Below are 26,077 nucleotides of genomic sequence, written 5' to 3'. Positions count from 1 at the left end.
CGACCTTGCCGATTTCTCTCAGGCGGCCAGTCGGCTCGCCATCGACATCTTGCAGCCGTCCAGCAGGAAGGCCAGGCTGATGACCAGCACCAGTTCGCCTTCGGCGGAGCGGGCCGTGCCGTTCACGCCCGGAACCGCCAGCGCGGTCAGCGGCTTGATCACCAGGTCGGCGGTGCCGTCGACCGCATCCACCGCCAGGATGTAAGGCTGCGGCGCGGCGATGACGATGCCGACTTTCTCCCGGCCCTGTTCATAGCCGAGAATGGCGGCCAGCGAACGCACCGCCAGCGGACGGCCCTGGTCGCGCAGCACCGGCGCGCCGCCGACTTCATCGAAGGTCTCGGGCAGTTCGACCACCCGCTGCACCACGGCCATCGGCATCGCCAGCGCCGCGCCGGAGGTGCGTACTAGCATGGTGGGAACGATCGACAGTTCGATCGGCAGGCGGATGGTGAAGCGGGTGCCTTCGCCCAGCACGGAATCGATGCGGATCGCGCCGCGGTGCTTTTCCACCGCCGTCTTCACCACATCCATGCCGACGCCGCGGCCGGACACGCTGGAGGCGACTTCCTTGGTCGAAAAACCGGGCAGGAAAATGAGCTGCAGGGCTTCTTCCGACGTCTGCGCCGCGTTCTCGCCGATCAGGCCCTTGGCCATGGCCTTGGCGCGCAGCCTTGCCGGGTCCATGCCCTTGCCGTCGTCGGAAATCTCGATCATGACGCTGCTGCCTTCCTGCCAGGCTTTCAGCAGGATGGTGGCCTTTGCCGGCTTGGTGGTGGCGGCGCGCTCCTCGGCGACTTCAATGCCGTGGTCGAGCGCATTGCGCAGCATGTGCACCAGCGGGTCGTACAGGCTGTCGACCACGACGCGGTCGACTTCGGTTTCGGCGCCCTCGATGACGAGGTCGACATCCTTGCCGAGATCCTTGGCCAGTTCGCGCACCAGGCGCGGGAATTTCTGGAACAGGCGTCCGACCGGCTGCATGCGGGTCGACAGCGTGGCGCGCTGCAGTTCGGTCGAATAGCGCGAGGCCCGGCTCAGGGTTTCCTGCAGCGTGGACATCAGCGCGGCGGCCTGGCCGTCGAACTTGAACTGCGCCAGCTTCTCCAGCAGCACGCTGGCCTGGTTGGCGGCCTGCACCGACTCGCCGGCGACTTCCAGCAGGGCGTCGAGCTTGACCGCGTCGATGCGGATGGTGTCTTCCTTGACTTGGGCGGTGATCGGCCGCAGATTTTCATCGGCGGCAGGCCTGGCCGCCGGCTTGTCGTCGGCAGCGGGCTTGGCCAGGGGCGTGACATTGGCCGGCGCGCTGGCGGCCAGCACCGCAGCCGTCGGCGCGTCGGGCAGGGTGCCCGGCGGCACCACCGCACGGTACAGCGCTTCCCAGTCGAGGCCGTCTTCGGTCATCGCGGAAACGGCTGTCGTGGTCAGCGCGGCCGGCGCGCCATTGATGGCGGCGGCGTCTTCAAACGCGGCTTCAGCCGCCGCAGGCGCTGCCGAAGCCGCTGCCACCTCGGGTGCCGCGGACTTGCCTTCGATCGCCGCGGTCAGGATATCTTCCAGAGCCGCCGGCATGGCAGGCAGGGTATCCGGGGACGCGCCGTTGGCCAGCTGCTTGAGCTGGTCGCCGACAAAACCGCTGGCCTGCAGGCCGGCTTCGATCGCCGTCGGCGTCACCGGCACCTGGCCGGTGCGCAGGCCGTCGAACAGGTTTTCGGTCAGGTGGCAGGCCGACACGATGGCCGGCAGATTCATGAAGCCCGCGCCGCCCTTGATGGTATGGAAGGAGCGGAACAGGGCATTGAGCGTATCGGTATCGTCGGGCCGCCGCTCCAGCGAGAGCAGGTGCTCCTCGACGTTCGTCGCGAGGTCAAGTGCCTCGACGACGAATTCCTTGAGCATATCGTCCATTAGAACCCCAGATCGGCAAGCAAGCTGTCAACATCGTCCTGTGCCATGGCCACGCCAGGCGCGGCAGGGCCCTGCATCAGTTCCACCGGCTTGGCTTCGGCCATCGCGGCCTTCACTTCCGGCGGAGCGTTGTCGCGCAGGAGCTGCGCCAGTTCCTTTTCGGCGGTGCTGGTGATCAGCACGATCTTCTTGATCAGCTGGCCGGTGATGTCCTGGAAGTCCTGGGCCATCATGATGTCGAGCAGTCGCGCCTTTTCCGATTCGGTGGCTTCCTGCACGACCGCGGCGAACTGTTTCGAATCGCCGGCCAGCGCCTTGAACTCCTCGATGCCGAGCTTGCCTTCGAACAGCTGCGTCCAGCGGCCCTCCATGTCCTTGGCCTGTTTCTGCAGGGTTTCCTGTTCCGGAATGCAGGTGTCCACGGTATTGAGGACCTTGTTGGCGGCCTGCTCGGTCAGCGAGGCGACATGCTCAAGGCGGCCCTGTGCATCGGTGATCTGGCTGGCCACGTCCGACAGCGAACGGTCATAGCCGAGCTGGCGCAGCGAGTCGTGCAGCATGCGCACGATGCCGCCGAGGCGTTCGTACATGGACTGATCTTCATGCTCGCCTTGCTCCGAGGCCGCGGCTTCGAAGGCAGGCTCGGCGCCTGCAGCAAGGGGCTCGCTGTCCAGGCTGACGGTTTCCTGCACGGCGGCAGGCGTGGCGACCGCTTCTGTCCGCTGCGCGGCTACTTCTTCAAACAGGGCTTCGAGATCATCTGCGGCATCGGTCATGTCGGTGCATCCTTCTTTCGTTGTCAGCTTGTCCATCGTCGTTCGACAGGCGGTCATGGCGCGGCCCGGCCATGTTCCGCATGACCGGGCGCGACTTGCCGCCGGCAATTGCCGGGCAGGAGCGCGGGCGGAAATCCCGGATGCCATCGATCCGTGAGCCCGGCCCTTCCCATTCACTTGGATTATCAGCCACGAATTTCTTCTGCGCAACATGAACATGAAAGCGCTACGCGGGAGTGCCGTAAAGTGTTGCCTCTCCCTGCGCAATGTTGCCACTTCGACTACCGAATTTCCTTGATCAGGTCGATCGCCGCCTGGCAGAGGGCGTGCTCGGGGTCGGCAAAGGCGTCGCAGATGGTCAGGTGGTTCAGGCCGGGCAGGGGAATGTCGCCGCGATGGCTGCCGCTCCAGGCGCCTGCGATGAGTTCGGTCTGGCGCCGGAATTCATCGGATTCCAGCGCGCCGTATGCGGTAATGAAAGGAGCCGGATGGACCTGCGGCATGAGCGCCGGCGACAACGGGGCAATGTCGGCCTCGGTCAATTTCAGGTCGACGTTGACGAACTCGGCATGCCTCACCGGTTCCAGGTCGTAGAGGCCCGACAGCAGGACGCCGCCCTTGACCAGGTCTTCCGGCAGGTCGGCGCCGAATACCGGCCAGTGCGCGGCCATCATCATCGCCGCCAGGTGGGCGCCGGCGGAGTGGCCGGCGACGACGATGCGGTTCGGATCGAAGTCGTATCTTTCGGCATTGCGATACAGCCAGGCCAGCGCATGCACCTGCTGCATCACGATTTCGGCGATGGTGGCATGCGGCGCCAGGGTGTAATTGGTCAGCGCCACATTGAAGCCGGCACGGGTATAGGCGGGCGCGACGAAGGAAAAATCCGACTTGTCCAGCGAGCGCCACCAGCCGCCGTGGATGAAGACCAGCAGCGGCGCGTCGCCGCGGCTGGCCGGGAAGAAGTCCAGGCGTTCGGCGGCGGCTTCGCCGTAGGCGAGGTCGAACAGCGCCGCCTGCGAACGCCGCACCTGCATCGAATCCTTCAGCCAGCGGGTGAAGATGTAAGGATGATCGGGAATGGAGGCGCGGGCATTGTATTGCTGGCTGTAGTAATCGGCTTGGCTGGTCATGGATGGTGTCCGGCGGGTTGAGGTAATCATGGCTGGGGCGACAGTTTACCGGGCTTGTCCGCAAATCGCTTGCCGATTTGACGGGCCGGGTCGGCCGCCGTACACTCGCTGCGTTCTGGTGCCCGCGGATGCGCTCGCGTCCGCAGTTAAACGGGAAACACGAAGCTTCACCAGCCTGACGTGTGCTGCCCCCGCAACGGTAGGCAAGCGTCAGCGACACAAGTCGCTGACAGACGGCCACTCAAGCCACTGTGCATCATCTGCATGGGAAGGCCGGCCGCTCCATCTTGCCAGCCCGGATACCGGCCGGAACGCCGTGTCGGCGCATGCGCCGATGCGTCACGCCATGCGGACGGGGTTCTTCGCATGCCTCTCCGCCAGTTCGTTCCGGAATGCCGCCAATGCCGCAGCCACTCAACAGCCACATGCAGGATCACATGCCCATCCCCTTCGTCGAATCCCCCGGCGACGCCGCGCTGTCCGCGCAGCTCGACGCCGCCATCAATAACAAGACCAAGCCGCTCGGCAGCCTGGGCATGCTGGAAACGCTGGCCCGCCAGGTCGGACTCATCCAGCGCACCGTCCGCCCGCGCATTGCCGCGCCGGCCATTCTGGTGTTCGCCGGCGACCATGGCGTGGTCGCGGAAAAGGTGTCTCCCTATCCGCAGGACGTGACCTGGCAGATGGTGGAAAACTTCCTTGGCGGCGGTGCGGCGATCAATGTCTTCGCGCGCCAGAACCAGTGCGCGCTGCAGGTGATCGATGCCGGCGTCAACCATGATTTCGGTCCTCGCCCCGGCCTGCTGGACCGCAAGGTGGCGCATGGCACCGGCAACTTCATGCGCGAAGCGGCCATGACGCGGGAGCAATGCATGCTGGCGATCCGTCACGGGATCGAACTGGTCGAAGGACTGGAGGGCAATGTGCTCGGGTTTGGCGAGATGGGTATCGGCAATACCAGCGCCGCCGCGGCACTGATGCATAGGCTGACCGGCGCGCCGCTGAAGCAATGCGTGGGCGCCGGGGCGGGCTTGTCGGAGGAGGGCATCGCCCACAAGCTGAAGGTGCTGCAGCGGTCGGCCGAACTGCATGCGCAGGCGAGCGAGCCGCTGGACATCCTCGCTGCGCTGGGCGGATTCGAAATCGCCATGATGACCGGGGCCATGCTGGCGGCGGCAAGCCGGCGCATGGTGCTGCTGATCGACGGCTTCATCGTCACCAGCGCGCTGCTGGTGGCGGCCAAACTGCAGCCGGCCATTCTCGGCTACTGCGTGTTCTCACACTGTTCTGACGAGCGCGGCCACAGGAGCATGCTCGCGCATCTCGATGCGCGTCCGCTGCTGCAGCTCGGCCTGCGCCTGGGCGAAGGCAGCGGCTGCGCGCTGGCCCTGCCTCTGCTGCATGCGGCCGTCAACTTCCTCAATGACATGGCCACCTTCGACTCGGCGCAGGTCAGCGGCAAGGACGCGTGACGATGCAGCCATCCGGCATCCGGCCCGATTCGCTTGTCATGCGCGGCGTTCATCAGCTGCGGCTGTTCTTCATTGCGCTGCAATTCTTCACGCGCCTGCCGATACCACGCTGGGTCGGCTTCGAACCGGCGTGGCTGAACAAGGCCAGCCGGTATTTTCCGGCGGTCGGCATCGTGGTCGGCGCGGTGGCCGCCGGCGTCTACGCGCTGGCGGCATGGGTGCTGCCGCAGCCGGTGGCGGTGCTGCTGTCGACCATCGCCGGCATCTACCTGACCGGCGCGTTTCATGAAGACGGCTTTGCCGATACCTGCGACGGCCTGGGCGGCGGCATGACGCCCGCGAGGGTGCTGGAAATCATGACCGATTCCCGCATCGGCGCCTATGGCGCGATCGGCATCGGCCTGCTGCTGGCGCTGAAATGCGCGACGCTGGCTTACCTGTCTTCGCAGGCGGTGGTCGCGGCGCTGCTGCTGGCGCATCCGATGTCGCGCCTGATGGCAACGGCGCTGATCTGGCGGCTGGACTATGTGAAGGGCGAGGGCAAGGCCAAGCCGCTGGCGCAGCGCATGTCGCATGCGGAGTTCCTGATCGCGTCGGTGCTCGCGCTGCTGCCGGCGATTGTCCTGCTGTGGCTGGGCTGGCTGGCATGGCCCGCGCTGCTCGCCGCACTGCTGGCCATGGCGGTCTGCGCCGCCTGGCTGGCGCGCAAGTTCGTGCGCCGCATCGGCGGCTATACCGGCGACTGCCTCGGCGCGGTGCAGCAGGTCTGCGAGGCGGGCTGCTATCTTGCATTGCTGGCGGCTGCCGCATGAGCGGCATGCGTCTCTATCTGCTCCGCCACGGCAGGCCGGATGTCGAGCCCGGGCGCTGCTACGGCGGCACCGACCTCGATGTGCCCATGGATGAGCATCTGCGCGTCATCAATGCGAACCTGCCCTTGCTGCCGCGGGGTTTGCCGCTGTATGCAAGCCCGCTCCGGCGCTGCCGCGAACTCGCCGGCATGCTGGCGCAACGGCTCGGCGTCCAGGCTCCGGTGCTTGATACGCGGCTTGCCGAGATGCACTTCGGCGCCTGGGAGATGCAGCCGTGGGACAGGATACCCCGCGAGGAAATCGATGCCTGGGCGGCGGACATGGCCGAATATCGGCCAGGCAACGGCGAGAGGGTGATGGATGTGGCGAAGCGGGTGGCCGGATTTCATGCCGACCTGCTCGCCGGCAAAACGGAGGGAGCCATCGTTGTCGCCCATGCCGGCACGATGCGCCTGCTGAAGGAATGCGCTCACGGCGGTCCGGTCCGCGACATCGCGCTGCGGGCCGCCCGAAGCCGTCACGGGATTGCTTATGGAGGGTTGCTTGTCCTGGAATTTGCGCAAGGCAATTCCGGGCAGTGAGCGTCTTTCCGTTATTGCGGATTACTCCAAGGCTCCATTTGAATCCGGAGATATTTCTGAGGGGAGATCGCCTCTATTCCGTCTGGCCGGGTTGGACTCACCGACCATGGTCCTGCCTCGGACTCCTAAGCTTCCGCCGCAGCCTTGCCAGCCGAAAAAATCCGTCGATTGCATTTGTCGTGGGATACCCGGGGGATTGGTATTACAATACGCGGGTTCTGGTGCCCGCGGATGCATTCGCGTCCGCAGTTAAACGGGAAACACGAAGCCTTTCAGGCACAACGTGTGCTGCCCCCGCAACGGTAAGCAAGCGTCACGACACAAGTCGCTGACAGACGGCCACTCAAGCCACTGTGCATCATCTGCATGGGAAGGCTGGCCGTTCGACCTTGCCAGCCCGGATACCGGCCAGGACAGGTGGAAGCCGCCGGACAGGGAGAGTCGTCCGTCCGTCGCTTTCGTTCAATCCGGCTTGCGGGGAAGCAGGCCGGTTGTCAATCACTGGAAATTCACATGATCTTATCCGCATCCCTGGGCCGTCCGGCCGCAGGCAAGCCGCTCGCCATGGCGCTGGCCATCGGCGCCGCGTTCTCCGCTTCCGTCATGTCTGTCGCGTTCGCACAAGAAAAAAAACTGGAGTCGGTGGTCGTGACCGCCAACCGCACGCCGCAGATCGCCACCGAAGTGCTGAACGATAACGTCGTCATCACTTCCGAAGAGATTGCCAAGTCCGGCCGCACTTCGCTGGTCGAACTGCTGCAGCGCCAGCGCGGCATCGAAATCACCCGCACCGGCGGCCCCGGCACCAACTCCTCGGTGTTCCTGCGCGGAACGGACAACAAGCAGAACGTGGTGCTGGTCGACGGCGTGCGCGTCGGTTCGGCCACCAGCGGCGGCGCCAACTGGGCCGGCATTCCGCTGTCGCAGATCGACCGCGTGGAAATCGTCTATGGCCCGCTCAGCACCATGTATGGCGCCGACGCGGTGGGCGGCGTGATCCAGATCTTCACCAAGAAGGGCGACGGGCCGCTGGCGCCGACGGTATCGGCCGGCATCGGCACCTACCAGACCTACAACCTGGAGGCCGGCGTCTCCGGATCCAGCAACGGCTTCCGCTATGCGCTGCGGGCCGCGCATGACGAGTCCGAAGGCTTCTCCGCCACCCGGCGCGGCGCCACCGGCTTCAATGCCGACCGCGACGGCTACGACAACGACAGCGCCAGCGGACAGTTCAGCCTGGAACTGGCGAAGGGCCATGAGATCGGCGTCAATTTCCTGCACAGCGACCTGAAGTCGCAGTTCGACAACAGCGCCACCTTCGATGACCGCATCAAGCAGAAGGTCTCCACCATCGGGGCGTACACGAAGAACCAGATACTGCCGAACTGGAACAGCCAGGTCCTGGTATCGCAGTCGCAGGACAAGGCCGTCACCGACACGCGCACCGGCCGCACGCTGTTCGACACCACGCAGCAGCAGATCAGCTGGCAGAACAGCTTCACCGTCGCCGCCACCGACGTGCTGCAGCTGATCGCCGAGCATCGCCGCGAGGAAGTCGATTCAACCACCAGCGCGCTGAACCGCTCGCGCACCACCAACTCGCTTGCCGCCGCCTACCAGCTCAAGCGCGGCGATCACCTGGCGGCAGCCAGCCTGCGCAACGACGACAATTCGCAGTTCGGTTCGCGCACCACCGGCAGCCTGTCCTATGGCTATCGCCTGAGCAGCGCCTTGCGCGCCAGCGCCAGCGTCGGCACCAGTTATCGCGCGCCGACCTTCAACGACCTGTATTTCCCCGGGTTCGGCTTTGCCAACAACCGTCCGGAGAAGGGCCGCAATGCCGAGGCAGGGCTGTACTATGAAGACGGCAAGTCGACCTACAGCGCGGTGTATTACCGCAACCGCCTGACCGATCTCCTGGTCAATGCGCCGGTCTGCCCGGTGGAACAGGCAACCCATCCGTTCGGCTGCGCCTACAACGTCAACGAGGCGCTGATTTCCGGCCTCACGCTCGGCGCCAGCACCGCGCTCGGCGACTACCGGCTGCGCGCAACGCTCGACCTGCAGGATCCGAAGGATGAAACCACCGGCCGGCAGCTGGCGCGGCGCGCGAAGAGGCATGGCACGCTGTCGCTCGACCGCACCGCCGGCAAGCTGACCGGCGGCGGCGAAGTCATCTTTTCCGGCGATCGCTTCGACGACACCAACAACCGCAACCGGCTGGGAGGCTACGGCATCTTCAACCTCTATGCGAACTATGATGTCGCGCCCAACTGGTCGCTCTTCGCCCGCTGGAACAATGTGCTGGACAAGGACTATGAACTGGCGAGGAACTACAATAACGCCGGTTCCAATCTCTTCGTCGGCGTCCGTTACGGCATCCGCTGATTCCTCGAAAGCCAAGCAACGTGCATAGCAGCGTCCTCACACTGCCATCCTTCCGCGAGCGCCGCCGCGCGCTCACCATCCTGGCGATGCTGGGGGGCGCCGGCTGCGCCGCCATCCTGTTCGCCTGCGCCATCGGTTCGGTGCCGCTGTCGGCGGGCGAGCTGTTCGGCGCGCTCGGCGAGCTGCTGAGGGGAAAACCGGAATCGCTGGCGGCGACGCTCCTGGAGCTGCGTCTCGGCCGCGCGCTGTCGGCCTTCGTCACCGGCGCCACGCTGGCGCTGGCCGGCGTGATGATGCAGGCGCTGCTGCGCAATCCGCTGGCCGATCCCTATGTGCTCGGCGTATCCGGCGGCGCGGCGGTCGGCGCGCTGGCCGCCATCCTGTTCATGGCGGCGGCCTGGGTGGTCGATGTTGCCGCGTTCGGCGGCGCCATCGCGGTGGCCTTTCTCCTGCTGCTGCTGGCCCGCCGCGACCTGCGCGGCAGCGGCGGCGACGGCAATGCGCCGATGCTGCTGCTGACCGGCGTCATCGTCGCTTCCGGCTGCGGCGCGCTGATCACCCTGATGCTCTCGATCGCGCCCGACAACCGGCTGCGCGGCATGGTGTTCTGGCTGATCGGCGATCTGTCGGCCACGCAGCTGCGCTGGCTGCCCTGGTGCATCTGGGGCGCTGTACTCGTCTTTGCCATCCGCGTGGCACGCGCGATCAATGTGATGGCCCTGCACGCGGAAGCGGCGGCAACGCTCGGCATCTCGGTCGCGCGCCTGCGCCAGGGGCTGTTCCTGTGTTCGGCGCTGCTCACCGCAAGCGCCGTCAGCAGCGCCGGCAGCATCGGTTTCGTCGGCCTGATCGTGCCGCATGCCTGCCGCTTCGCATGGGGTCCCGACCATCGCCTGCTGCTGCCGGCGGCCACCCTGGCCGGCGGCAGTTTCCTGGTGCTGGCCGATACGCTGGCGCGCACCGTGATAGCGCCGCAGCAGCTGCCGGTGGGCGTGATCACGGCATTGATCGGCGTGCCGGTGTTCCTGGTGCAGCTGCATCAGCTGCAAAGGAGATAGACGATGCCTGCCTGTTTCCCTGGCAACAAGAACGTACGGATAAACCCTTCCCGCCAAGGGGAAGGATTGGTTAACAAGCGATAGCCATGCAGACGATCGACCTTTCTCTCGACATCGGCGCGCGCAAGCTGGTTGCCGGCCTCGACTGGCAGGTCGACCCGGGGCAGTGCTGGTGCGTGATCGGCCGCAACGGCGCCGGCAAGAGCACCTTGCTGCGCGCGCTGGTCGGCTTGCGCAGCCCCGACGGCGGCGAGATCCGCCTGCAGGGGAAAGCCTTGGCCGACTGGCCGCTGACCGCGCTTGCGCGGGAACGCGCCTACCTGCCGCAGGGCCGCAACGATGCCTTCGGCTACCGCGCCATCGAAACCGTGCTGGCGGCGCGCCATCCCTACCAGGACGACCGCTACTGGGATGCGGAATCCGATTACCAGGTGGCGCGCGCCTCGCTGCGCGCGCTCGACGTGGAAACGCTCGCCGAACGCGACGTGCGCACGCTTTCCGGGGGCGAACGCCAGCGCGTGGCGATTGCGGCGACACTGGCGCAGGAAGCGCCGCTGCTGCTGCTTGACGAACCCGCCAGCGCACTCGATCTCGCGCACCAGGTCGGCGTGATGGAATTGCTGGCCAGGCTTTGCCGCACCCAGCAGAAATCCGTGGTGCTGGTCAGCCACGATCTCAATCTCGCCCACGGCGTCGCGACCCATGCGCTGCTGCTGATGGGTGATGGAAAATGGCGTGCCGGACCGGTCGACGAGGTGATGACCGCCGCACTGCTGAGCGACTGCCTCGGCTACCCGATCGAACTCGTGCAGCACGGCAGGCGCCGCATCTACATACCCGCAGAGGACATGCAACATGAATGAAGACATCAAGGAATCCGGCGACGACGGACTCAACGAACGCCACCGCGCGCGCATGCAGCGCAAGAAGGAAGTGGTGGACCAGAAGATCGAGGCCGCCAAGCGCGACGCCGGCGTGCTGCTGGTCAACACCGGCAACGGCAAGGGCAAGAGCTCCAGCGCCTTCGGCATGGCGATCCGCGCGCTCGGGCATGGCATGAAGGTGGGCGTGGTGCAGTTCATCAAGGGCGCGAAATCGACCGGCGAGGAATTGTTCCTGCAGCGCTTTCCCGACGAAGTGAGCTTTCATGCGATGGGCGAGGGCTATACCTGGGAAACCCAGAACCGCGAGCGCGACATTGCCGCCGCCGAACGCGCCTGGGAAAAGGCCAAGAGCTTTCTTGCCGATCCGGCGATCGGCTTCGTCGTGCTGGACGAGCTCAACATCGCGCTGAAATACAAGTATCTCGACGTCAACCAGGTCATTGCCGACCTGCAGGCGCGGCCGGCCATGCAGCATGTGGTGGTGACCGGCCGCGCCGCGCCGCCGGAACTGATCGAGGTGGCCGACACCGTGACCGAGATGCAGCTGGTCAAGCATGCGTTCAAGGCGGGCATCGCGGCCCAGCCGGGCGTGGAGTGGTAGGACGATGAGCGGCTCCAGGCACGGCGCGCGGATCCTGCTTGTTTCGGCGATGGCTTCCGGACAGGGAAAGACCACCGTCACGGCGGCGCTGGCCCGCAAGCTGGCCCGGCAGGGCAGGCGGGTGCGCGTGTTCAAGACCGGCCCCGACTTCCTCGATCCGATGCTGCTGCAGCGCGCCTGCGGCGCTCCGGTGCAGTCGCTGGATCTGTGGATGGTGGGACTGGAACGCAGCCGCCGGCTGCTCGCCGAAGCGGCGGCGCAAGCCGACGCCATCCTCATCGAAGGCGTGATGGGACTGTACGACGGTACGCCGTCCTCCGCCGACCTGGCCCGGGAATTCGGCGTGCCGGTACTGGCGGTGCTGGATGCGTCGGCGATGGCGCAGACCGCCGGCGCGGTGGTGCGCGGCCTGCGCGACTATGGTCCGGTGCAGCTGGCGGGCGTGGTCGCCAACCGCGTCGGCAGCGAGCGCCATGCGCAGATGGTCGCCGAGGCGATGCGGGACATTCCGCTGCTCGGCACCCTGCCGCGGCAGGAGCAGTCGCTTCCCGAACGGCATCTCGGGCTGGTGCAGCCGGACGAGGTCGACGGGCTTGACGGCGTGCTCGATGCGCTGGCCGATCAGCTGGTCTTCGATGCCGATGCCTGGGAGGCGTTGCCCGTTGCTACCCTAGCCACCCTAGCCACCCTAGGCGCAGCAGAGCCGGAACCTGCCGCGCCCGCGTTGCTGCAGGGCAGAACCATCGCGATTGCCCGCGATGCGGCGTTCGCCTTCCTCTATCCGGCCAACCTGGATTGCCTGCACTCTCTCGGCGCGAAGTTAGTGTATTTCTCCCCGCTGGCCGACGAAGCGGTGCCGGAACAAGCCGATGCCGTCTACCTGCCGGGAGGCTACCCGGAACTGCATGCGTCTTCGCTTGCCGGCGCGGCGCGGTGGAAACGATCGATGCGGCAAGCGCATTCGGACGGCCTGCCGATCTACGCGGAATGCGGCGGCATGATGGCGCTGGCCGACAGCCTGACCGACATGAGCGGCGCGGCGCATGCGATGTGCGGCCTGCTGCCGGGCCACGTGACGATGCAGAAGCGCCTCGCCGCCCTAGGCGCCCATGCCTGGCAGCGGCAAGAGGGCGAATTGCGAGGCCATGCCTTCCATTACTCGCGCATGGAAACCGAACTGGAACCGCTTGCCCGCACCGTCAAGCATCCCACCGGCCAGGCAGGCGAGGCGATCTACAGAAAAGGATCGCTGACCGCTTCCTACTTCCATGCCTACTTTCCGTCCTGTCCGCAAGCCGCGGCCAGCCTGTTCCTGCCGGAGGCTGCCGCATGACGATCAGCCTGATACTCGGCGGCGCGCGTTCGGGCAAGAGCGCCCATGCCGAGCGGCTTGCGGCGGCAAGCGCGAAGCAGGTGGCCTATATCGCCACCGCGCAGGCCCATGACATCGAAATGGCCGAGCGCATCGGCGTCCACCGGCAGCGCCGCGATGCAAGCTGGACCACGGTGGAGGAGGCTCTGGCCCTGGGCGATGCGATCCGCCGCTGGAGCTCGCCCGAGCGCATCGTACTGGTCGACTGCCTGACGGTCTGGCTGTCGAACCTGCTGTTTTCCGAGCAGCGCGACTATCCGGAAGTCGGCAGGATCATCCCGCCGGACAGTTTCCACCGCGAGCGGCAATCCCTGCTCGATGCCCTGCGGGACGCGGCCGGCGAGGTGATCCTGGTATCCAATGAAGTCGGCCTCGGCATCGTGCCGCAGGGCGCCATTTCGCGCTGGTTCGTCGACGAAGCCGGCCGCCTGAACCAGGCCGTGGCCGCCATCAGCGACCGCGCCGTGTTCATTGCCGCCGGCTTGCCGATGCTGCTGAAAGGCAAGCCATGCTGAGCGGACTGTCGCTCTCCGCCGTGACGCTGCTGATGCTGGCGGGCATCGCGCTCGACTGGCTACTCGGCGAGCCGCGCCGCTTTCATCCGCTGGTCGGTTTCGGCCGCCTTGCCGGCCTGATCGAAGCGCAATGCAATCAGGGCTGGGCCGGCGCGCCGCGCTACCTGCGCGGTGTCATCGGCTGGGGGCTGGCGGTGCTGCCGCCGGTGGCGGTGTCGGCGGCCCTGTTGCATGCGGCGATGCAGGACCACGTGCTGGCCGGCATGGCGCTGCATGCGCTGCTGCTGTATTTCTGCATCGGGCTGCGCAGCCTGCGGGATCACGTGCTGCCGATCGCCTCCGCGCTCGCCGCGGGAGAACTCGGACTGGCGCGGGACCTGACCGCGCGCATCGTCAGCCGCGATACCGCGCGCGCCGGCGAAAGCGACCTGGCCAAGGCTGCCGTCGAATCGACGCTGGAAAACGGCAACGATGCCGTCTTCGGCACGCTGTTCTGGTTTGCGGTGGCCGGCGGGCCGGGCGCCTTGCTGTTCCGCCTGGCCAATACGCTGGACGCGATGTGGGGCTACCGCAATGCGCGCTTCCTGCAATACGGCTGGATGGCGGCGCGCACCGACGACGCGCTCAACTGGATACCGGCCCGCCTCACCGCCTTGTCCTACATGCTGCTCGGCGACGGCCGGCGCGCCCGCGCTTGCTGGCGTTCGCAGGCCGCTGCATGGCCCAGCCCGAATGCGGGGCCGGTGATGTCGACCGGCGCCGGCGCGCTCGGGCTTGCCCTCGGCGGCACGGCGGAATACGACGGCGTGGTCGAAACGCGCCCTCCGCTCGGCAGCGGCAGGCCGGCCGAAGCGGGCGACATCGCCCGCGCATGGCGGCTGGTCGCCCGCACCACCGCGCTGTGGCTTGCGGCGCTGGCATGCATCACCTTTGTACTGGAAAGGATCCTCCATGCTTGAACACGGGGGCAACCTGCGCGAGGCCGCGCTGCGCCATGGCCGTCCGCTGAATGAATGGCTCGACCTCTCGACCGGCATCAATCCGCAGGCTTATCCGGTGCCTGCGCTGCCGGCCAATGCATGGCATCGCCTGCCGGAACCGCATCCCGGCTTCATCGAGGCGGCGCAAGCCTATTACGGCGCGCCGCGCATGCTGCCGGTGGCCGGCACGCAGGCAGCCATTCAGGGCTTGCCGCGCCTGCGCCCGGCCGGGCGGGTGGCGGTGTCGGCGCCGTCGTATGCGGAGCATGCGCATTGCTGGCGGCAGGCCGGTCACCAGGTGCAGGAAATCACGTATGAATCGCTCGACCGGCACGCGGACCAAGCCGACGTGATGGTGGTGTGCAATCCCAACAATCCGACCGGCGCCATGGTCGCGCCGGAACGGCTGCTCGACTGGGCCGGCCGGCTCGCCGCGCGCGGCGGCTGGCTGGTGGTCGATGAAGCCTTCGGCGATACCGTGCCGTATTCCAGCGTCGCCCGCTTCACCGATCGGCCCGGCCTTGTCGTGCTGCGCTCGGTGGGCAAGTTTTTCGGGCTGGCGGGACTGCGCCTCGGTTTCGTGGCGGCGGAGCGGAGCCTGCTGGAACGCCTCGCGGAATGGCTGGGGCCGTGGTCGGTCAGCGGTCCGGCGCAGGAGATCGGCTTTGCCGCGCTCAACGACCGGGCCTGGCAGGAGGCGACGCGCTCGCGCCTGCTGCAGTCGGGCGAGCGCCTGCATCGCCTGCTCGCGCAGTTCGATATCGACGCCGGCGGCACCGCGCTGTTCCAGTGGTGGCCGGAACGGCGGCCCGAAGACTTTGCCGCGCACATGGCGGCACACGGCATCTGGGTCAGGCTGTTCGCCGCCAAGGCGCGCGGCATACGCCTCGGCCTGCCGGGCGACGAGACAGGATGGCAGCGCCTGCAGGATGCGCTGCACGCATGGACGATCAGGGAGAAATCATGAAGCGCTTTCGATGGATGATGCTCGGCGCGGCGCTGATGGGCGGCTGCGTCCTCAGCGCGCAGGCCGCGATCACGGTGCAGGATGATGCCGGCGATACGGTAACGCTGGAACAGCCGGCGCGGCGGGTGGTCTCCCTGTCGCCGCATGTGACGGAAATGCTGTTCGCCGCCGGCGGCGGCGACCGCATCGTCGGCACCGTCACGTATAGCGAGTATCCGCCGGCGGCGAAGAACATACCCCGCATCGGCGACAACCGCTCGGTCGACCTCGAACGGCTGATCGCCCTCAAGCCCGACCTGCTGGTGGTGTGGCGGCACAATGCCTCGTCGCGGCAGATGGAGCAGCTTCGCAAGCTGGGCATTCCGCTGTTCTACAGCGAGCCGCACAAGCTGGCGGATATTCCCGAAGCGGTGCTGCGCATGGGCCAGCTGATGGGCACCGAGGCCCAGGCCAGGCAGGCCGCGGGCGACCTGCAGCGCCAGCTCGACGGGCTGACCTCGCGCTACCGCAACCGTCCGCCGGTGCGGGTGTTCTACCAGGTCTGGGACCGGCCGCTGTACACCCTGAACGAGCGCCATATCATCAGCGACGCGATCCGCGTCTGCGGCGGCGAAAACATCTTCGCCAAGCTGCCGATGGCGGCGCCCAGCATTACCCAGGAAGCGGTGCTGAAGGAAAATCCGGACGCCATCGTCAGCGGCGACCGGCGCGACCAGAAGGTCAGCGGCATCGAGATCTGGAAACAGTATCCGTCGATGACGGCGGTCAAGCGCGGCAACCTGTTCGCCATCGACGGCGACCTCATCAACCGCGCCGGCCCGCGCATCCTCGCCGGCGCCGCCGAACTCTGCGCACGCCTGGACGAAGCGCGCGGACGGCGGGACGGCAAGGAGATACGGCAGTGACGGCGAGCGGCTACCGGCGCATCGCCTGCCTCAGCACCGAGGCGGTCGAGACCCTGTATGCGCTCGGCGCCGAAGACCTGATTGCCGGCATCTCGGGATTTACCACCAGGCCGGCGCGGGCGCGCAGCGAAAAGCCGAAGATCAGCGGCTTTTCTTCTTCGAAGATCGAGCGCATCCTCGCCGTGCGGCCCGACCTGGTGATCGGCTTTTCCAACATGCAGGCCGACATCTGCCGCGATCTCGCCGCGGCGGGAATCGAGGTGCATCTGTTCAACCAGCGCGATCTGGCCGGCATCCTGCGCATGGTCCGCACGCTGGCCTTGCTGGTCGAGCGGCGGGACCAGGGCGAGCGGCTGGTGAATCACCTGCAGGCGCATATCGATGCCATCCGGCAGCGCAGCGCCGGATACACCGTCAGGCCGCGCATCTATTTCGAGGAATGGAACGAGCCGCTGATCAGCGGCATCGGCTGGGTGTCCGACATGATAGGCATCGCCGGCGGCGACGATGCTTTCGCCGATCTGGCGCAGCATCCGGGCGCCAGGGAACGCATCATCGCCGACCCGGAGGAAGTGGTGCGCCGCGCGCCGGACATCATCATCGGTTCCTGGTGCGGCAAGAAATTCCGGCCCGAGACAGTCTGCGGACGAACCGGCTGGGATGCGATTCCGGCGGTCCGCGACGGCATGGTGCATGAAATCAAGTCGGCCGACATCCTTTCACCCGGGCCCGCGGCCATCACGGAAGGCCTGACCCGGCTTGCCGCCCTGGTGGCGCGCTGGCAGGAACAACATGCATGACACGTCCATGAACTTTCCCTATCCGACCCTGATGGTGCAGGGCACCACCTCCGACGCCGGCAAGAGCACGGTGGTTGCCGCGCTGTGCCGGCTGCTGGCGCGCGACGGCATCCGCGTGGCGCCGTTCAAGCCGCAGAACATGGCGCTGAACAGCGCGGTCACCGTCGACGGCGGCGAGATCGGCCGGGCCCAGGCCCTGCAGGCGCAGGCCGCCGGCGTGCCGCCGCACACCGACATGAACCCGGTGCTGCTGAAGCCTTCGAGCGATACCGGCGCGCAGGTCATCATCCAGGGCCATGTGCGCGCCGACATGAATGCGCGCGACTATCACCGGTACAAGACGGTGGCGATGGAGGCGGTGCTCGATTCCTATCGCCGGCTGGCTTCACAATACCAGGCGGTGATTGTCGAAGGCGCGGGCAGCCCGGCGGAAATCAACCTGCGCGACCGTGACATTGCCAACATGGGCTTTGCCGAAGCGGTCGACTGCCCGGTGATCCTGGTGGCCGATATCGACCGCGGCGGCGTGTTCGCGCACATCGTCGGCACGCTGGCGTGCCTGTCCGAGAGCGAGCGCCGGCGCATCGCCGGCTTCGTCATCAACCGCTTCCGCGGCGATATCGCGCTGCTCAAGCCCGGACTTGACTGGCTGGAGCGGCAGACCGGCAAGCCGGTGCTGGCGGTGCTGCCTTACCTGCACGGGCTGTTTCTCGATGCCGAGGATGCGGTCAAGCCAGAGCAGAGCGAGAAGGGCGGCTTTCGCGTGGTCGTGCCGGTGATTCCGCGCATCAGCAACCATACCGATTTCGATGCGCTCAGGGCGCAGCCGGAAGTCGACCTGCGCTTCATCGGTCCCGGCCAGCCGATTCCGCCGGCGGACCTCATCATTCTCCCCGGCAGCAAGAACACCCGCAACGACCTCGCGTGGCTGCGGCAGAACGGCTGGCACGAGGCGGTGCGGCGCCATGTGCGCTACGGCGGCAAGGTGATCGGCATCTGCGGCGGCTACCAGATGCTCGGCCGCAGCGTCGCCGATCCGCACGGCGTCGAGGGCAGGCCCGGCGTGTCGCAGGGGCTCGGGCTGCTCGACATCGATACCGAAATGACGCAGGCCAAGCGGCTGCAGCAGGTCAGCGGACATTGCGCATTCGCCGAGGCGACGGTCAGCGGCTATGAAATCCACATGGGCACTTCGCATGGTCCGGCGATGGAGCGGCCGGCATTCCTTATCGACGAGCGCCCCGAAGGCGCCCGCTCGGAAGACGACTGCGTACTCGGCACCTATCTGCACGGCGTCTTCGACACGCCCGAAGCCATGGGCGCGCTGCTGCGCTGGGCCGGCTTGAAGAATGCCGAACCGGTGGACCTGCGGCGCCTGCGGGAGCAGAGCATTGACAGGATGGCGGATGCGGCGGAGGGTTTGTACCGAGCATTGATGCAGGGCACCGGCAAGACTTGACCTGCCTGCCGGCGCAGGCCGGCGGCCGTCAACGGCACGGGAGATTTTCGAGCTTGACAGAAGCATCACATCGGCCTATCTTACATACCAACCAGTTGGTATGTAAATTATCGAGAACCAGGCCATGAGAACCAGAGACAGCGCGGCAACCCGAACCAAGCTGCTGGACGCCGCCCGCGACCTGATCCGCGGCAAGGGTTATGCCGCCACCACGGTCGATGACATCTGCAGCGCCGCCGGCGTCACCAAGGGCAGCTTCTTCCATCATTTCGCCAACAAGGAGCAGCTCGGCGTGGCCGCGATCGAGCACTTCGGCAGCATGGCGGAAGCGTTTTTCGCGAATGCGCCCTTCAAGGCGCTGCCCGATCCGCGTGACCGCGTTCTCGGCTATGTCGACTTCCGCGCCGCCTTGCTCAACGGCGAGATTGCCCAGTACACCTGCCTGATGGGTACTTCGGTGCAGGAGGTATATGCGACGCATCCCGAGATCCGCGCCGCCTGCGACGCCGGCATGTCGGCGCATGTGGCCGAGCTGGAGCGGGATATCGAGGAAGCCAGGCGCCTGTATGCACCCGAAGCCGAGTGGACATCGAAGAGCGTCGGCTATTTCATCCAGTCGGTGCTGCAGGGCGCATTCATCTTCGTCAAAGCCAAGCAAGGCCCCGAAGTCGCGCTCGAATCCCTTGCCCATCTGAAGCGTTATCTGCAAACCCTGTTCGGCATGAAAGCCGACGCCAACCTGGAGGAGAAAACCGCATGAGCCAATCCAATGCATCCCATGAACTGGTACTGACGCGCCTGATCCCGGCACCCAAGGAAAAACTGTTCCGCGCCTGGACCGAGCCCGAACTGCTCAAGCAATGGTTCGTGCCGCAGCCGTGGTCGGTCGCTGCGGCGGAACTGGATGTACGCCCCGGCGGCAGCAACCGCATCGTCATGCGCGACCCCGACGGCAACGAGTTTCCCAACCAGGGGATATACCTTGAAGTGGTGCCCAACGAGCGCCTGGTCTTCACCGATGCCTATACCGAGGCATGGCAGCCTTCCGGCAAGCCGTTCATGACCGGCATCATCACCTTCGAAGACGAGGCCGGCGGCACCCGCTACACCGCCCGCGTGCGGCACTGGAACGAGGCCGACCGCGAGGCGCATGAAAAAATGGGCTTTCATGAAGGCTGGGGCAAGTGCGCCGACCAGCTGGCCGAACTGGTCGCAAAAATCTGAAAATTCTGGAACGCGGCAAGCTTCATGAATTTGCGGCGCGGCAGCGCGTGCCGGCACGTTGCGTCATGTTCCATGGAACGGGCATCGACCATCAGGATCGAATGCGGCAGACAACGCTTGCCGCATAGTGCGCATAGCGAGCCGCGTCCCGCAACCCTGCATGGAGGCAAGTTCATGACTGACCTGGTGCTGTACACGAACCCCCAATCCCGAGGCCGCATCGCGCACTGGATGCTGGAAGAGCTCGGTATTCCTTACGAAACCGTGTGGCTGGAATACGGGCCGCGAATGAAGAGCGGCGACTACCTTGCCATCAATCCCATGGGCAAGGTGCCGGCGATAAAACATGGCGAAGTAATCGTGACGGAGACGCCCGCCATCTGCGCCTACCTTGCGGACGTCTTTCCCGAGAAAAATCTTGCACCGGCGCCAGCCAGTCCGGCGCGTGCGTCCTATTACCGCTGGATGTTCTTCGCCGCCGGTCCGCTGGAAATGGCATCCACCTGCCGGGCATTCAACTGGCAAGTGCCGGAAGGCCGCAGCAGCACCGTCGGCTTCGGATGCTATGCCGACACCATGAACGCGCTGGAAAAGGCGGTTGAAGCGGGGCCCTACATTTGCGGCGACCAGTTCACTGCGGCCGATGTCTATTTCGGTTCATCGGTCGGCTGGGGCATGATGTTCGGCAGCATAGAAAAGCGTCCGGCGCTCGAAGCGTATTTCCATCGGCTGTCGGCACGCCCGTCGTTTCAGAGCGTGCACCGGATCAATGAAGAGCATATGAAGGCCGACAGCGCGTGAAGGCAGGGAAGGGCTTCTCGCTGCACATTCTTCGGACCGCCGGTGTCGGTGCAGGCGCGGAGGCCTGCACTACCTGGATGTGGAGAGCTTGTTCCGGCGATGGAAAGCATATGGCTTAACGTCGTCAGCGCACAGAGGCTGTTGAATTTTCCCCTCTACCGACGCTAAAAGAGCGGACAGCATAGCGGATAAAGAAGCGCAGATGTCCGAGTCGCAGGCGGGTTTCTGCGCTTCCCGCTATGCCGTCCGCTCTTTTGGGAACCCCGCAGGGGCGACGGTAGGGGTGTCGCCTTTTTTGCCTCCTTTTTTGGCGAAGCAAAAAAGGAGGTGGCCCGCCGGGGCCAGACCCGGCAAAACAAGCATCCACGGAGAGAGCAAGCAATAAGAATCTTCTCCGAACAAGAGCCCTTGTGCAGGCACGGAGGCCTGCACTACCAGAGATCCGGCTAAGCCGCTCTCGAAGCCCGCCGCTGCAGCACGAAAATCGGCTGCGCCCAGTGCGACTCCTTCTTCTTCTTGCTGGTAATCAGCGTCAGCTCCGACGGATCATACACATCCGTATTGTGGGTCAACGGCGTCGTCATCAGATACTGCGCATCGGTATTCTTCAAGAATTCGCCGACCAGCTGGATGTTGCGGATATCGAGGTGAGCAAAGGGCTCGTCGATGAACACGAAGCCGCCCGACCCGTCATCCGACTTCAGCAGTCCGATCAGCAGGATCAGCGACTTCATCACCTGCTGGCCGCCCGAAGCCTCGCCGTCGTTCAGGCCGATCGGTCCCTTGCCGTCGAACTTGAAGCGCACCTGCAGACCAGCCTGAGCCAGCTGTACGTCGTCATTCTCCAGCCGCACCGGATCGGTATGCACCTCGATGTTGGCCAGCTCGCCCAGCTCCTTGATGTTGCGGCTGTAGGTCTTGATCGTATAGCGCAGCCGGTCGATGTAGGCCCCGCGCGCATTGGTGGTCGCTTCGATCGCGCGGTTGTTCTGGTAGCGGCGCTCCTCGGTTTCCGCCTGCCGCCCTTGCAGCAGCGCGGTCAGGCGCACATGCTGGTCGACCACGGTGGAATCGGTTTCCCAGTCCTCCCGCGCAAGATCGCTGGCGAGATGGCTGATGCGCAGATGTACCTGGTGGGCGTTCTGATGGATCGCCACGAGTTCGGCACGGCGCGCCGGACGCCGCCACGCATGAGGCAGGTGGCGCCAGTTCCTGCGGATCTCGGTAAGCGCCTTCGCCTGCGCGGCACGCTCTTCCTGGTGGCGCTTTTGCGCCAGCCGCAGATGGGATTCGCCGTCGGCCAGCGCCCGCCTGGCGTTCTGCCAGGCATTGTCGGCCAGCGTGCGGTCCTCGGTGGCCTTCTTCGTCAGCGGGAAGAGTTCTCCCAGCCGAGTGCCGACCTCGGTGCGCGCCGCCTTCAGCGGCGCCGCGCCGTGACCGGCTTCATCGAATTCCGCCTGCCGCGCCACCAGTTCCTTGGCCGCATCGACGCCGGCGATGCGTGCCTTCAGCGCGCTGACTTCGCCGGCCAGCTTGTTGATCGCGAGGGTAAGCTGGTCTTCCTGGGCTTCCAGCTTCGGCAGCGACTGCTGCAGGGCCGCGATGCGCTGCGCGCGGCCGGCCTGGCCGAAGCGGTAGCGCGACGCTTCGACGAATACCGAGCGTCCGCCGCGTCGTTCGCGGTGATAGGCCTCGGGCGTGATCCATTCCTCGCTGCCCGACAGTTTCATGCCGGCTTCGGCGGAATCGACCCGCGTCACGCGGCCGAGCTGTTCGATCAGCCAGGCCGGCGCCTTGGAGGTGAAGCGCACCACCGCGAGCAGGCTCTTGTCCTTGACTTCCGGCGCAGTGACGCGGTCCGGCACGATGAAGTGGCCGAAACGCTCCTTCTCGCCGATGCGATAGGCGGCCGATGCATCGCGTGCGTGCTCCAGCAGGATTACCGAGGTATAGCCGCGCAGCATGCCTTCCACCGCGCCCTGCCAGCGCGGGTCGGTGACTTCGACGATATCGGGCAGCATGCTGTGCGCGATGCCGGCCTCGTTCAATGCGCGGCGCATGGAGCGCACGTTCTCCGGGTCGGGCAGGCCGGTCTTGCTTTCCAGCGCGGCGATCGCCGAGCGGTCGGCGGCAATGCGGGCCGCCAGCGCGTCGCGCGCCTGCCGCTGGCGCATGTACTCGCTTTCCTTCTGTTCGAGTTCGGCGGCCACATCGGCGATGTCGGCGCCGGCGTCGGCGGCCAGCTTCTGCAGACGTGCCTTCTGTTCCAGCAGGCTTTCCAGCGGCTTGAGCTTGCCGTTGATGTCGCCCAGGCGCTTTTCCAGCAAGGATTTTTCCTCGTCCAGCGCGGCTTCGTGCTGGTGCGCCGCGCTCAATGCCGAAGCACGGTCGGCGAGCTCATTGCGCCTGTCGGCAAGCTGCCCGTCCTGCGCGGCCAGCGACCGGCGCGCTTCGCGCAAGGCGTTGCTCGCGGCGCCGGCTTTTTCGCGGATCTCGTGATACTGCAGCGTCGGCAGCACTTCCTCCTGGAGGTCGCGCTGCTCCTTGTTCAAGCCTTCCCACTGGTGATAATTGGCGGCGCGCAGGCGCAGCCTCTCCTGGTTGGTCTGGGCCGATTCGAGTTCGGTCTCGAAGCGCTGCAGTTCGGTCTCGGTATCGCGCTGATGGCGCTTGGCCTCGTCATAGGCGTCGAGCACTTCCTTGTCGCCGAACACCTGGAACACCAGGTCGAGCAGTTGGCGCGGCGCGTATTCGCACAGCTTGTCGGTCTCGCCCTGTTCCAGTGCCAGCACCTTGGCCATCGCCGGCGACAGGCCGGCATTGGCGAGGCGCTTGCGGTAGTTTTCCAGCCCGAGCCAGTCGTTCGCCTCCTGCACTTCCTCGATCTCGACCACGCCGGCGCGCATCAGGTACTGGCGCTTCCAGTCGCCGCCATTCTTCTGGATCTGGCAGAACAGCGTGACCTCGTCCTCGCTGAAAAATCCGGAGGCGCGGAAGGGCCGGTTCGACAGCTGGCGGCCGGTGGCGCGGTTGTCCACCACGGCGCGCAGCCATGACGTCTGCTGGCCGGCATGGCGGGCATAGTGCTTGTACGAGCGGCCCATCGAGCAGTCGAGGCCGAACAGGGTGCGCAGGGCGTCGAGCAGGGTGGTCTTGCCGGAACCGTTCTGGCCGGCGATGGTGATGATCTTCGCATCCAGCGGAATGTTCTTGACGCGTTGCCAGTAGTCCCAATGGACCATCTCCAGCGATTTGATATGAAACATGCGAATCCTGTGGCTTAGTGTTCCGGGAGCGTCTCGCCCTGCGTGTCGGTGTGGGCGGAAGCCTGAGCGTCGGCCTGAGCGTCGATATGCGCATCGGCCTGCGGAAAGGGAATGATCGCGGCTTCCTTCGGCGCGGGACGATGGAAGATGTCGGCAAGGGCGCCGTTGATGATGCGGTCGCGCAGCGTATCGGTATCCATCATCAGGTCGAGCAGCGGCCCTTCCAGGATCATGTCGCCGCGCCGCTCGATGAAGCCGAGCTTGTTGAGCTGGCCGAGGTTGATGTCCATGCGGGTTTTCCTGCCGAGCTTGTCGCCGAAGTCGGCGAGCAGGGCCTTGTAAGAAATGCCCATCGACGCCTCTTCCGCGCGCGGCAGCGGCTTGTCCTTGCCGAACATGTCGTCCTGGTCTTCGAGCGCATGCTGATGCGCTTCCTGGCGCTCGCGCTTGGGCAGGATGATCATCGCCCACAGCACCACCAGCAGGGCGACGCCGTCGCGCGCCAGGCCCATGTTGTTGTTCTGCCAGACTTCGCGCGAGCCGAAGATCTTCGGCTCGATCTCGCGCGCCAGCGCCAGCGTGACATTGTCGGCATAGACATTGTCGAGAAACTTCAGGCCGCAGGCGGCCAGCCGGTTGTCGATATCCAGGCGAAAGGCTTCATCGGTCAGCGCGCGCTTGACCAGCTTGTTTTCGCGCGACAGGGTCTGGTGCGTCATCAGCTGCGCGATCAGGATTTGTGCGTCATCAGTCATGCTGTGTTTCCGGTTTGTTGTCCGATATCGGAGCGAGCGTCGCGTTCGACATCGCCGCCACATGCGGGTCCTTCAGTGTCACCATGCCGTCCTGCGGCGCGAATTCCAGCGGCAGGCGGGCCATGGTGGCGGTGCCGCCCTGCAGCGAGGCTTCGCTTTCATCGCCCAGGAGCGGAAGCAGCGAAGCGCGATAGGAGGCGACCGCGAAGCTGGCGGGCAGCAGGGTGTCCTGCACCTTGCTGCCGGCAGAGCCGCCGTCCGATGCGGTCTTTGCGGCCGAAGCCGCAAAGGCGCTCAGGCGGTTGAGCCAGGCATCGAGTTCCACCGGCATGGCCGGTATTTCATTGCTGACGATGGAGGCGTTTTCGCCTGCCGGCAGTGCGGCCGGCAGGGCGGTGTTCTTGTCGGCGAACAGTTCGGCTTCGGCCACGTCGATCATTTCCGACGGCGTGATGAACATCGGCGTCACCGGCATGGCAACCGCATTGCTGGCCAGCCCGGCAAGATCCTCGTGGTTCATCAGCCAGGTCTTGATGTCGGTGGTCGACAGGCCCGACTGGCCGAGATGGACGCGCTGGCGCTCGATCTGGTTCAGCGCCCGGGAAAACATGCCCTGCATGTTGAGCAATGCGCTCTGAGCCCGGCCGATCGCCTGCGCCGCGCGATGGGTGGCGGCGTCGGCATCCGGATCGTTGGTGATCGCATGCAGGATCTGCGATCCCTTTTCCACCCAGTCGCAGGCGGTATGCCATTTTTCCTGGGCGGCCCGCAGCCGGAATTCCGAGCCCGATGCGATGGCGTCGCGGAATTCCTCGGTCAGATCCACCATGCGGCCGAGCAGATGCTGCAGCTGTTCCACCGTAACGCCGCCCACCGCCTGCGATCCGGCGACCTGCGACAGCAGGAAACCCATTTCGGCGTCATCGTCGTCCTGCGCCAGCGTGATCAGGCTGTCGATGGCGGACAGTATATTGCGCGCCAGCGGCGTGACGCGGTAGACGCCTTGCCCGGCATCCCAGTTCAGCAGCTGGTGGGAGCGCAGGCGATAGAGCACCGTTTCCAGGCTTTCCGCTTCAAGATAGCCCAGCTTGGCATTGATGTCGGCGCGGGTCAGGGTGGAGGCATTCGGATCGGAAGCCAGTTCATGCAGGACCAGCAGGCGAATCAGGATGCCGTCCGCGCCGCCGTAGAACAGGGCGGTGAAACCCTGCAGCAGCGGCTGCGCCCCCCTCAGGCGGTGAACCTGCTCGATGTCGTCCGGAGAAATGTCTGGCTTGAAATACGCTTGAAGGGAGGGCTGCGCCCCTTCGTCCGGCTGCGCGGCCGCAATTGATGAAGAAATCTGCATGGGCGGTATTTTAAGGCAGCCGCGGTGCCGGGCAGAAACGGAAAGGAGTTCCCGACTGTAACAGTGTGA

At 65.9% G+C, this 26,077-nt stretch carries 23 protein-coding genes and 2 riboswitches; of the genes, 17 read left to right on the top strand and 6 right to left on the bottom strand.

Going from position 1 to position 26,077, the window contains the following annotated elements:
* Window positions 1-18 precede the first annotated feature (18 nt).
* The 3 genes from FH061_RS07000 to FH061_RS06990 form a co-directional block, all read right to left on the bottom strand.
* Entirely contained in the window at window positions 19-1,911 is a 1,893-nt protein-coding gene (locus tag FH061_RS07000; RefSeq protein WP_151634372.1) for a chemotaxis protein CheA, read from the bottom strand.
* Window positions 1,911-2,687: a protein phosphatase CheZ gene (locus tag FH061_RS06995; protein ID WP_151634370.1), complete on the bottom strand. Its 777-nt coding sequence runs from the start codon at window positions 2,685-2,687 to the stop codon at window positions 1,911-1,913. Before FH061_RS06995 ends, FH061_RS07000 begins: the two co-directional genes overlap by 1 nt.
* Window positions 2,688-2,968: 281 nt before the next feature.
* On the bottom strand, window positions 2,969-3,820 hold the full coding sequence (locus FH061_RS06990) for an alpha/beta hydrolase (protein ID WP_225984516.1): 852 nt from the start codon (window positions 3,818-3,820) through the stop codon (window positions 2,969-2,971).
* A gap of 99 nt (window positions 3,821-3,919) precedes the next feature.
* Window positions 3,920-4,145: riboswitch (cobalamin riboswitch) on the top strand.
* A 112-nt stretch (window positions 4,146-4,257) separates the two neighbouring features.
* Between FH061_RS06990 and cobT the strand changes: the two genes are divergently transcribed.
* From cobT to FH061_RS06905, 17 genes are all read left to right on the top strand, one after another.
* On the top strand, window positions 4,258-5,292 hold the full coding sequence (gene cobT, locus FH061_RS06985) for a nicotinate-nucleotide--dimethylbenzimidazole phosphoribosyltransferase (RefSeq protein WP_151634643.1): 1,035 nt from the start codon (window positions 4,258-4,260) through the stop codon (window positions 5,290-5,292).
* A gap of 2 nt (window positions 5,293-5,294) precedes the next feature.
* Window positions 5,295-6,104 (top strand): adenosylcobinamide-GDP ribazoletransferase, encoded by an 810-nt coding sequence (locus tag FH061_RS06980; protein WP_225984531.1) that lies wholly within the window; start codon window positions 5,295-5,297, stop codon window positions 6,102-6,104.
* On the top strand, window positions 6,101-6,685 hold the full coding sequence (locus FH061_RS06975) for a histidine phosphatase family protein (protein WP_318840960.1): 585 nt from the start codon (window positions 6,101-6,103) through the stop codon (window positions 6,683-6,685). The genes FH061_RS06980 and FH061_RS06975 overlap by 4 nt, the downstream gene beginning before the upstream one ends.
* A 202-nt stretch (window positions 6,686-6,887) precedes the next feature.
* A riboswitch (cobalamin riboswitch) is annotated at window positions 6,888-7,112 on the top strand.
* Window positions 7,113-7,198: 86 nt separating this feature from the next.
* Window positions 7,199-9,073: a TonB-dependent receptor domain-containing protein gene (locus tag FH061_RS06970; protein WP_151634366.1), complete on the top strand. Its 1,875-nt coding sequence runs from the start codon at window positions 7,199-7,201 to the stop codon at window positions 9,071-9,073.
* Window positions 9,074-9,159: 86 nt separating this feature from the next.
* Window positions 9,160-10,131 carry a FecCD family ABC transporter permease gene (locus tag FH061_RS06965; RefSeq protein ID WP_151634637.1) on the top strand — a complete coding sequence of 324 codons (972 nt, stop codon included), beginning with the start codon at window positions 9,160-9,162 and terminating at the stop codon, window positions 10,129-10,131.
* A gap of 86 nt (window positions 10,132-10,217) precedes the next feature.
* A complete protein-coding gene (locus tag FH061_RS06960; RefSeq protein ID WP_151634364.1) occupies window positions 10,218-10,994 on the top strand; it encodes an ABC transporter ATP-binding protein in 777 nt (258 codons plus the stop codon).
* Entirely contained in the window at window positions 10,987-11,616 is a 630-nt protein-coding gene (gene cobO / locus FH061_RS06955; RefSeq protein WP_151634362.1) for a cob(I)yrinic acid a,c-diamide adenosyltransferase, read from the top strand. The genes FH061_RS06960 and cobO overlap by 8 nt, the downstream gene beginning before the upstream one ends.
* Before the next feature lie 4 nt (window positions 11,617-11,620).
* A complete protein-coding gene (locus FH061_RS06950; RefSeq protein ID WP_151634360.1) occupies window positions 11,621-12,949 on the top strand; it encodes a cobyrinate a,c-diamide synthase in 1,329 nt (442 codons plus the stop codon).
* On the top strand, window positions 12,946-13,503 hold the full coding sequence (cobU, locus tag FH061_RS06945) for a bifunctional adenosylcobinamide kinase/adenosylcobinamide-phosphate guanylyltransferase (RefSeq protein WP_151634358.1): 558 nt from the start codon (window positions 12,946-12,948) through the stop codon (window positions 13,501-13,503). The genes FH061_RS06950 and cobU overlap by 4 nt, the downstream gene beginning before the upstream one ends.
* Window positions 13,497-14,462: an adenosylcobinamide-phosphate synthase CbiB gene (cbiB, locus tag FH061_RS06940; protein ID WP_151634356.1), complete on the top strand. Its 966-nt coding sequence runs from the start codon at window positions 13,497-13,499 to the stop codon at window positions 14,460-14,462. Before cobU ends, cbiB begins: the two co-directional genes overlap by 7 nt.
* On the top strand, window positions 14,455-15,450 hold the full coding sequence (cobD, locus tag FH061_RS06935) for a threonine-phosphate decarboxylase CobD (RefSeq protein ID WP_151634354.1): 996 nt from the start codon (window positions 14,455-14,457) through the stop codon (window positions 15,448-15,450). The genes cbiB and cobD overlap by 8 nt, the downstream gene beginning before the upstream one ends.
* Entirely contained in the window at window positions 15,447-16,355 is a 909-nt protein-coding gene (locus tag FH061_RS06930) for a cobalamin-binding protein (RefSeq protein ID WP_151634352.1), read from the top strand. Before cobD ends, FH061_RS06930 begins: the two co-directional genes overlap by 4 nt.
* Window positions 16,352-17,155 carry a cobalamin-binding protein gene (locus FH061_RS06925; protein ID WP_151634350.1) on the top strand — a complete coding sequence of 268 codons (804 nt, stop codon included), beginning with the start codon at window positions 16,352-16,354 and terminating at the stop codon, window positions 17,153-17,155. The genes FH061_RS06930 and FH061_RS06925 overlap by 4 nt, the downstream gene beginning before the upstream one ends.
* Window positions 17,156-17,162: 7 nt before the next feature.
* Window positions 17,163-18,614, top strand: coding sequence for a cobyric acid synthase (locus tag FH061_RS06920; RefSeq protein ID WP_225984530.1), 1,452 nt, complete (start codon window positions 17,163-17,165; stop codon window positions 18,612-18,614).
* Window positions 18,615-18,738: 124 nt separating this feature from the next.
* On the top strand, window positions 18,739-19,374 hold the full coding sequence (locus FH061_RS06915; protein WP_151634348.1) for a TetR/AcrR family transcriptional regulator: 636 nt from the start codon (window positions 18,739-18,741) through the stop codon (window positions 19,372-19,374).
* Window positions 19,371-19,838: an SRPBCC family protein gene (locus FH061_RS06910; RefSeq protein ID WP_151634346.1), complete on the top strand. Its 468-nt coding sequence runs from the start codon at window positions 19,371-19,373 to the stop codon at window positions 19,836-19,838. The genes FH061_RS06915 and FH061_RS06910 overlap by 4 nt, the downstream gene beginning before the upstream one ends.
* Window positions 19,839-20,012: 174 nt before the next feature.
* Complete coding sequence (locus FH061_RS06905; protein WP_151634344.1) at window positions 20,013-20,639, top strand: glutathione S-transferase family protein; 627 nt, start codon at window positions 20,013-20,015, stop codon at window positions 20,637-20,639.
* A 446-nt stretch (window positions 20,640-21,085) separates the two neighbouring features.
* Here FH061_RS06905 and FH061_RS06900 read toward each other — a convergent pair whose 3' ends face one another.
* Genes FH061_RS06900 through FH061_RS06890 form a run of 3 tightly spaced genes read right to left on the bottom strand, consistent with a single transcriptional unit; the run spans window position 21,086 to window position 26,008 of the window.
* A complete protein-coding gene (locus FH061_RS06900) occupies window positions 21,086-23,905 on the bottom strand; it encodes an ATP-binding protein (RefSeq protein ID WP_151634342.1) in 2,820 nt (939 codons plus the stop codon).
* 14 nt (window positions 23,906-23,919) lie between these two features.
* Window positions 23,920-24,660 (bottom strand): hypothetical protein, encoded by a 741-nt coding sequence (locus FH061_RS06895; protein WP_225984515.1) that lies wholly within the window; start codon window positions 24,658-24,660, stop codon window positions 23,920-23,922.
* Entirely contained in the window at window positions 24,653-26,008 is a 1,356-nt protein-coding gene (locus tag FH061_RS06890) for a hypothetical protein (protein WP_151634340.1), read from the bottom strand. The genes FH061_RS06895 and FH061_RS06890 overlap by 8 nt, the downstream gene beginning before the upstream one ends.
* Window positions 26,009-26,077 lie beyond the last annotated feature (69 nt).

Source organism: Noviherbaspirillum aerium (genome assembly GCF_008929045.1).
Taxonomy (GTDB): domain Bacteria; phylum Pseudomonadota; class Gammaproteobacteria; order Burkholderiales; family Burkholderiaceae_D; genus Noviherbaspirillum; species Noviherbaspirillum aerium.
Note: the sequence above shows the minus strand (reverse complement) of the source record. Positions and strands in the feature narration are given on the sequence as shown.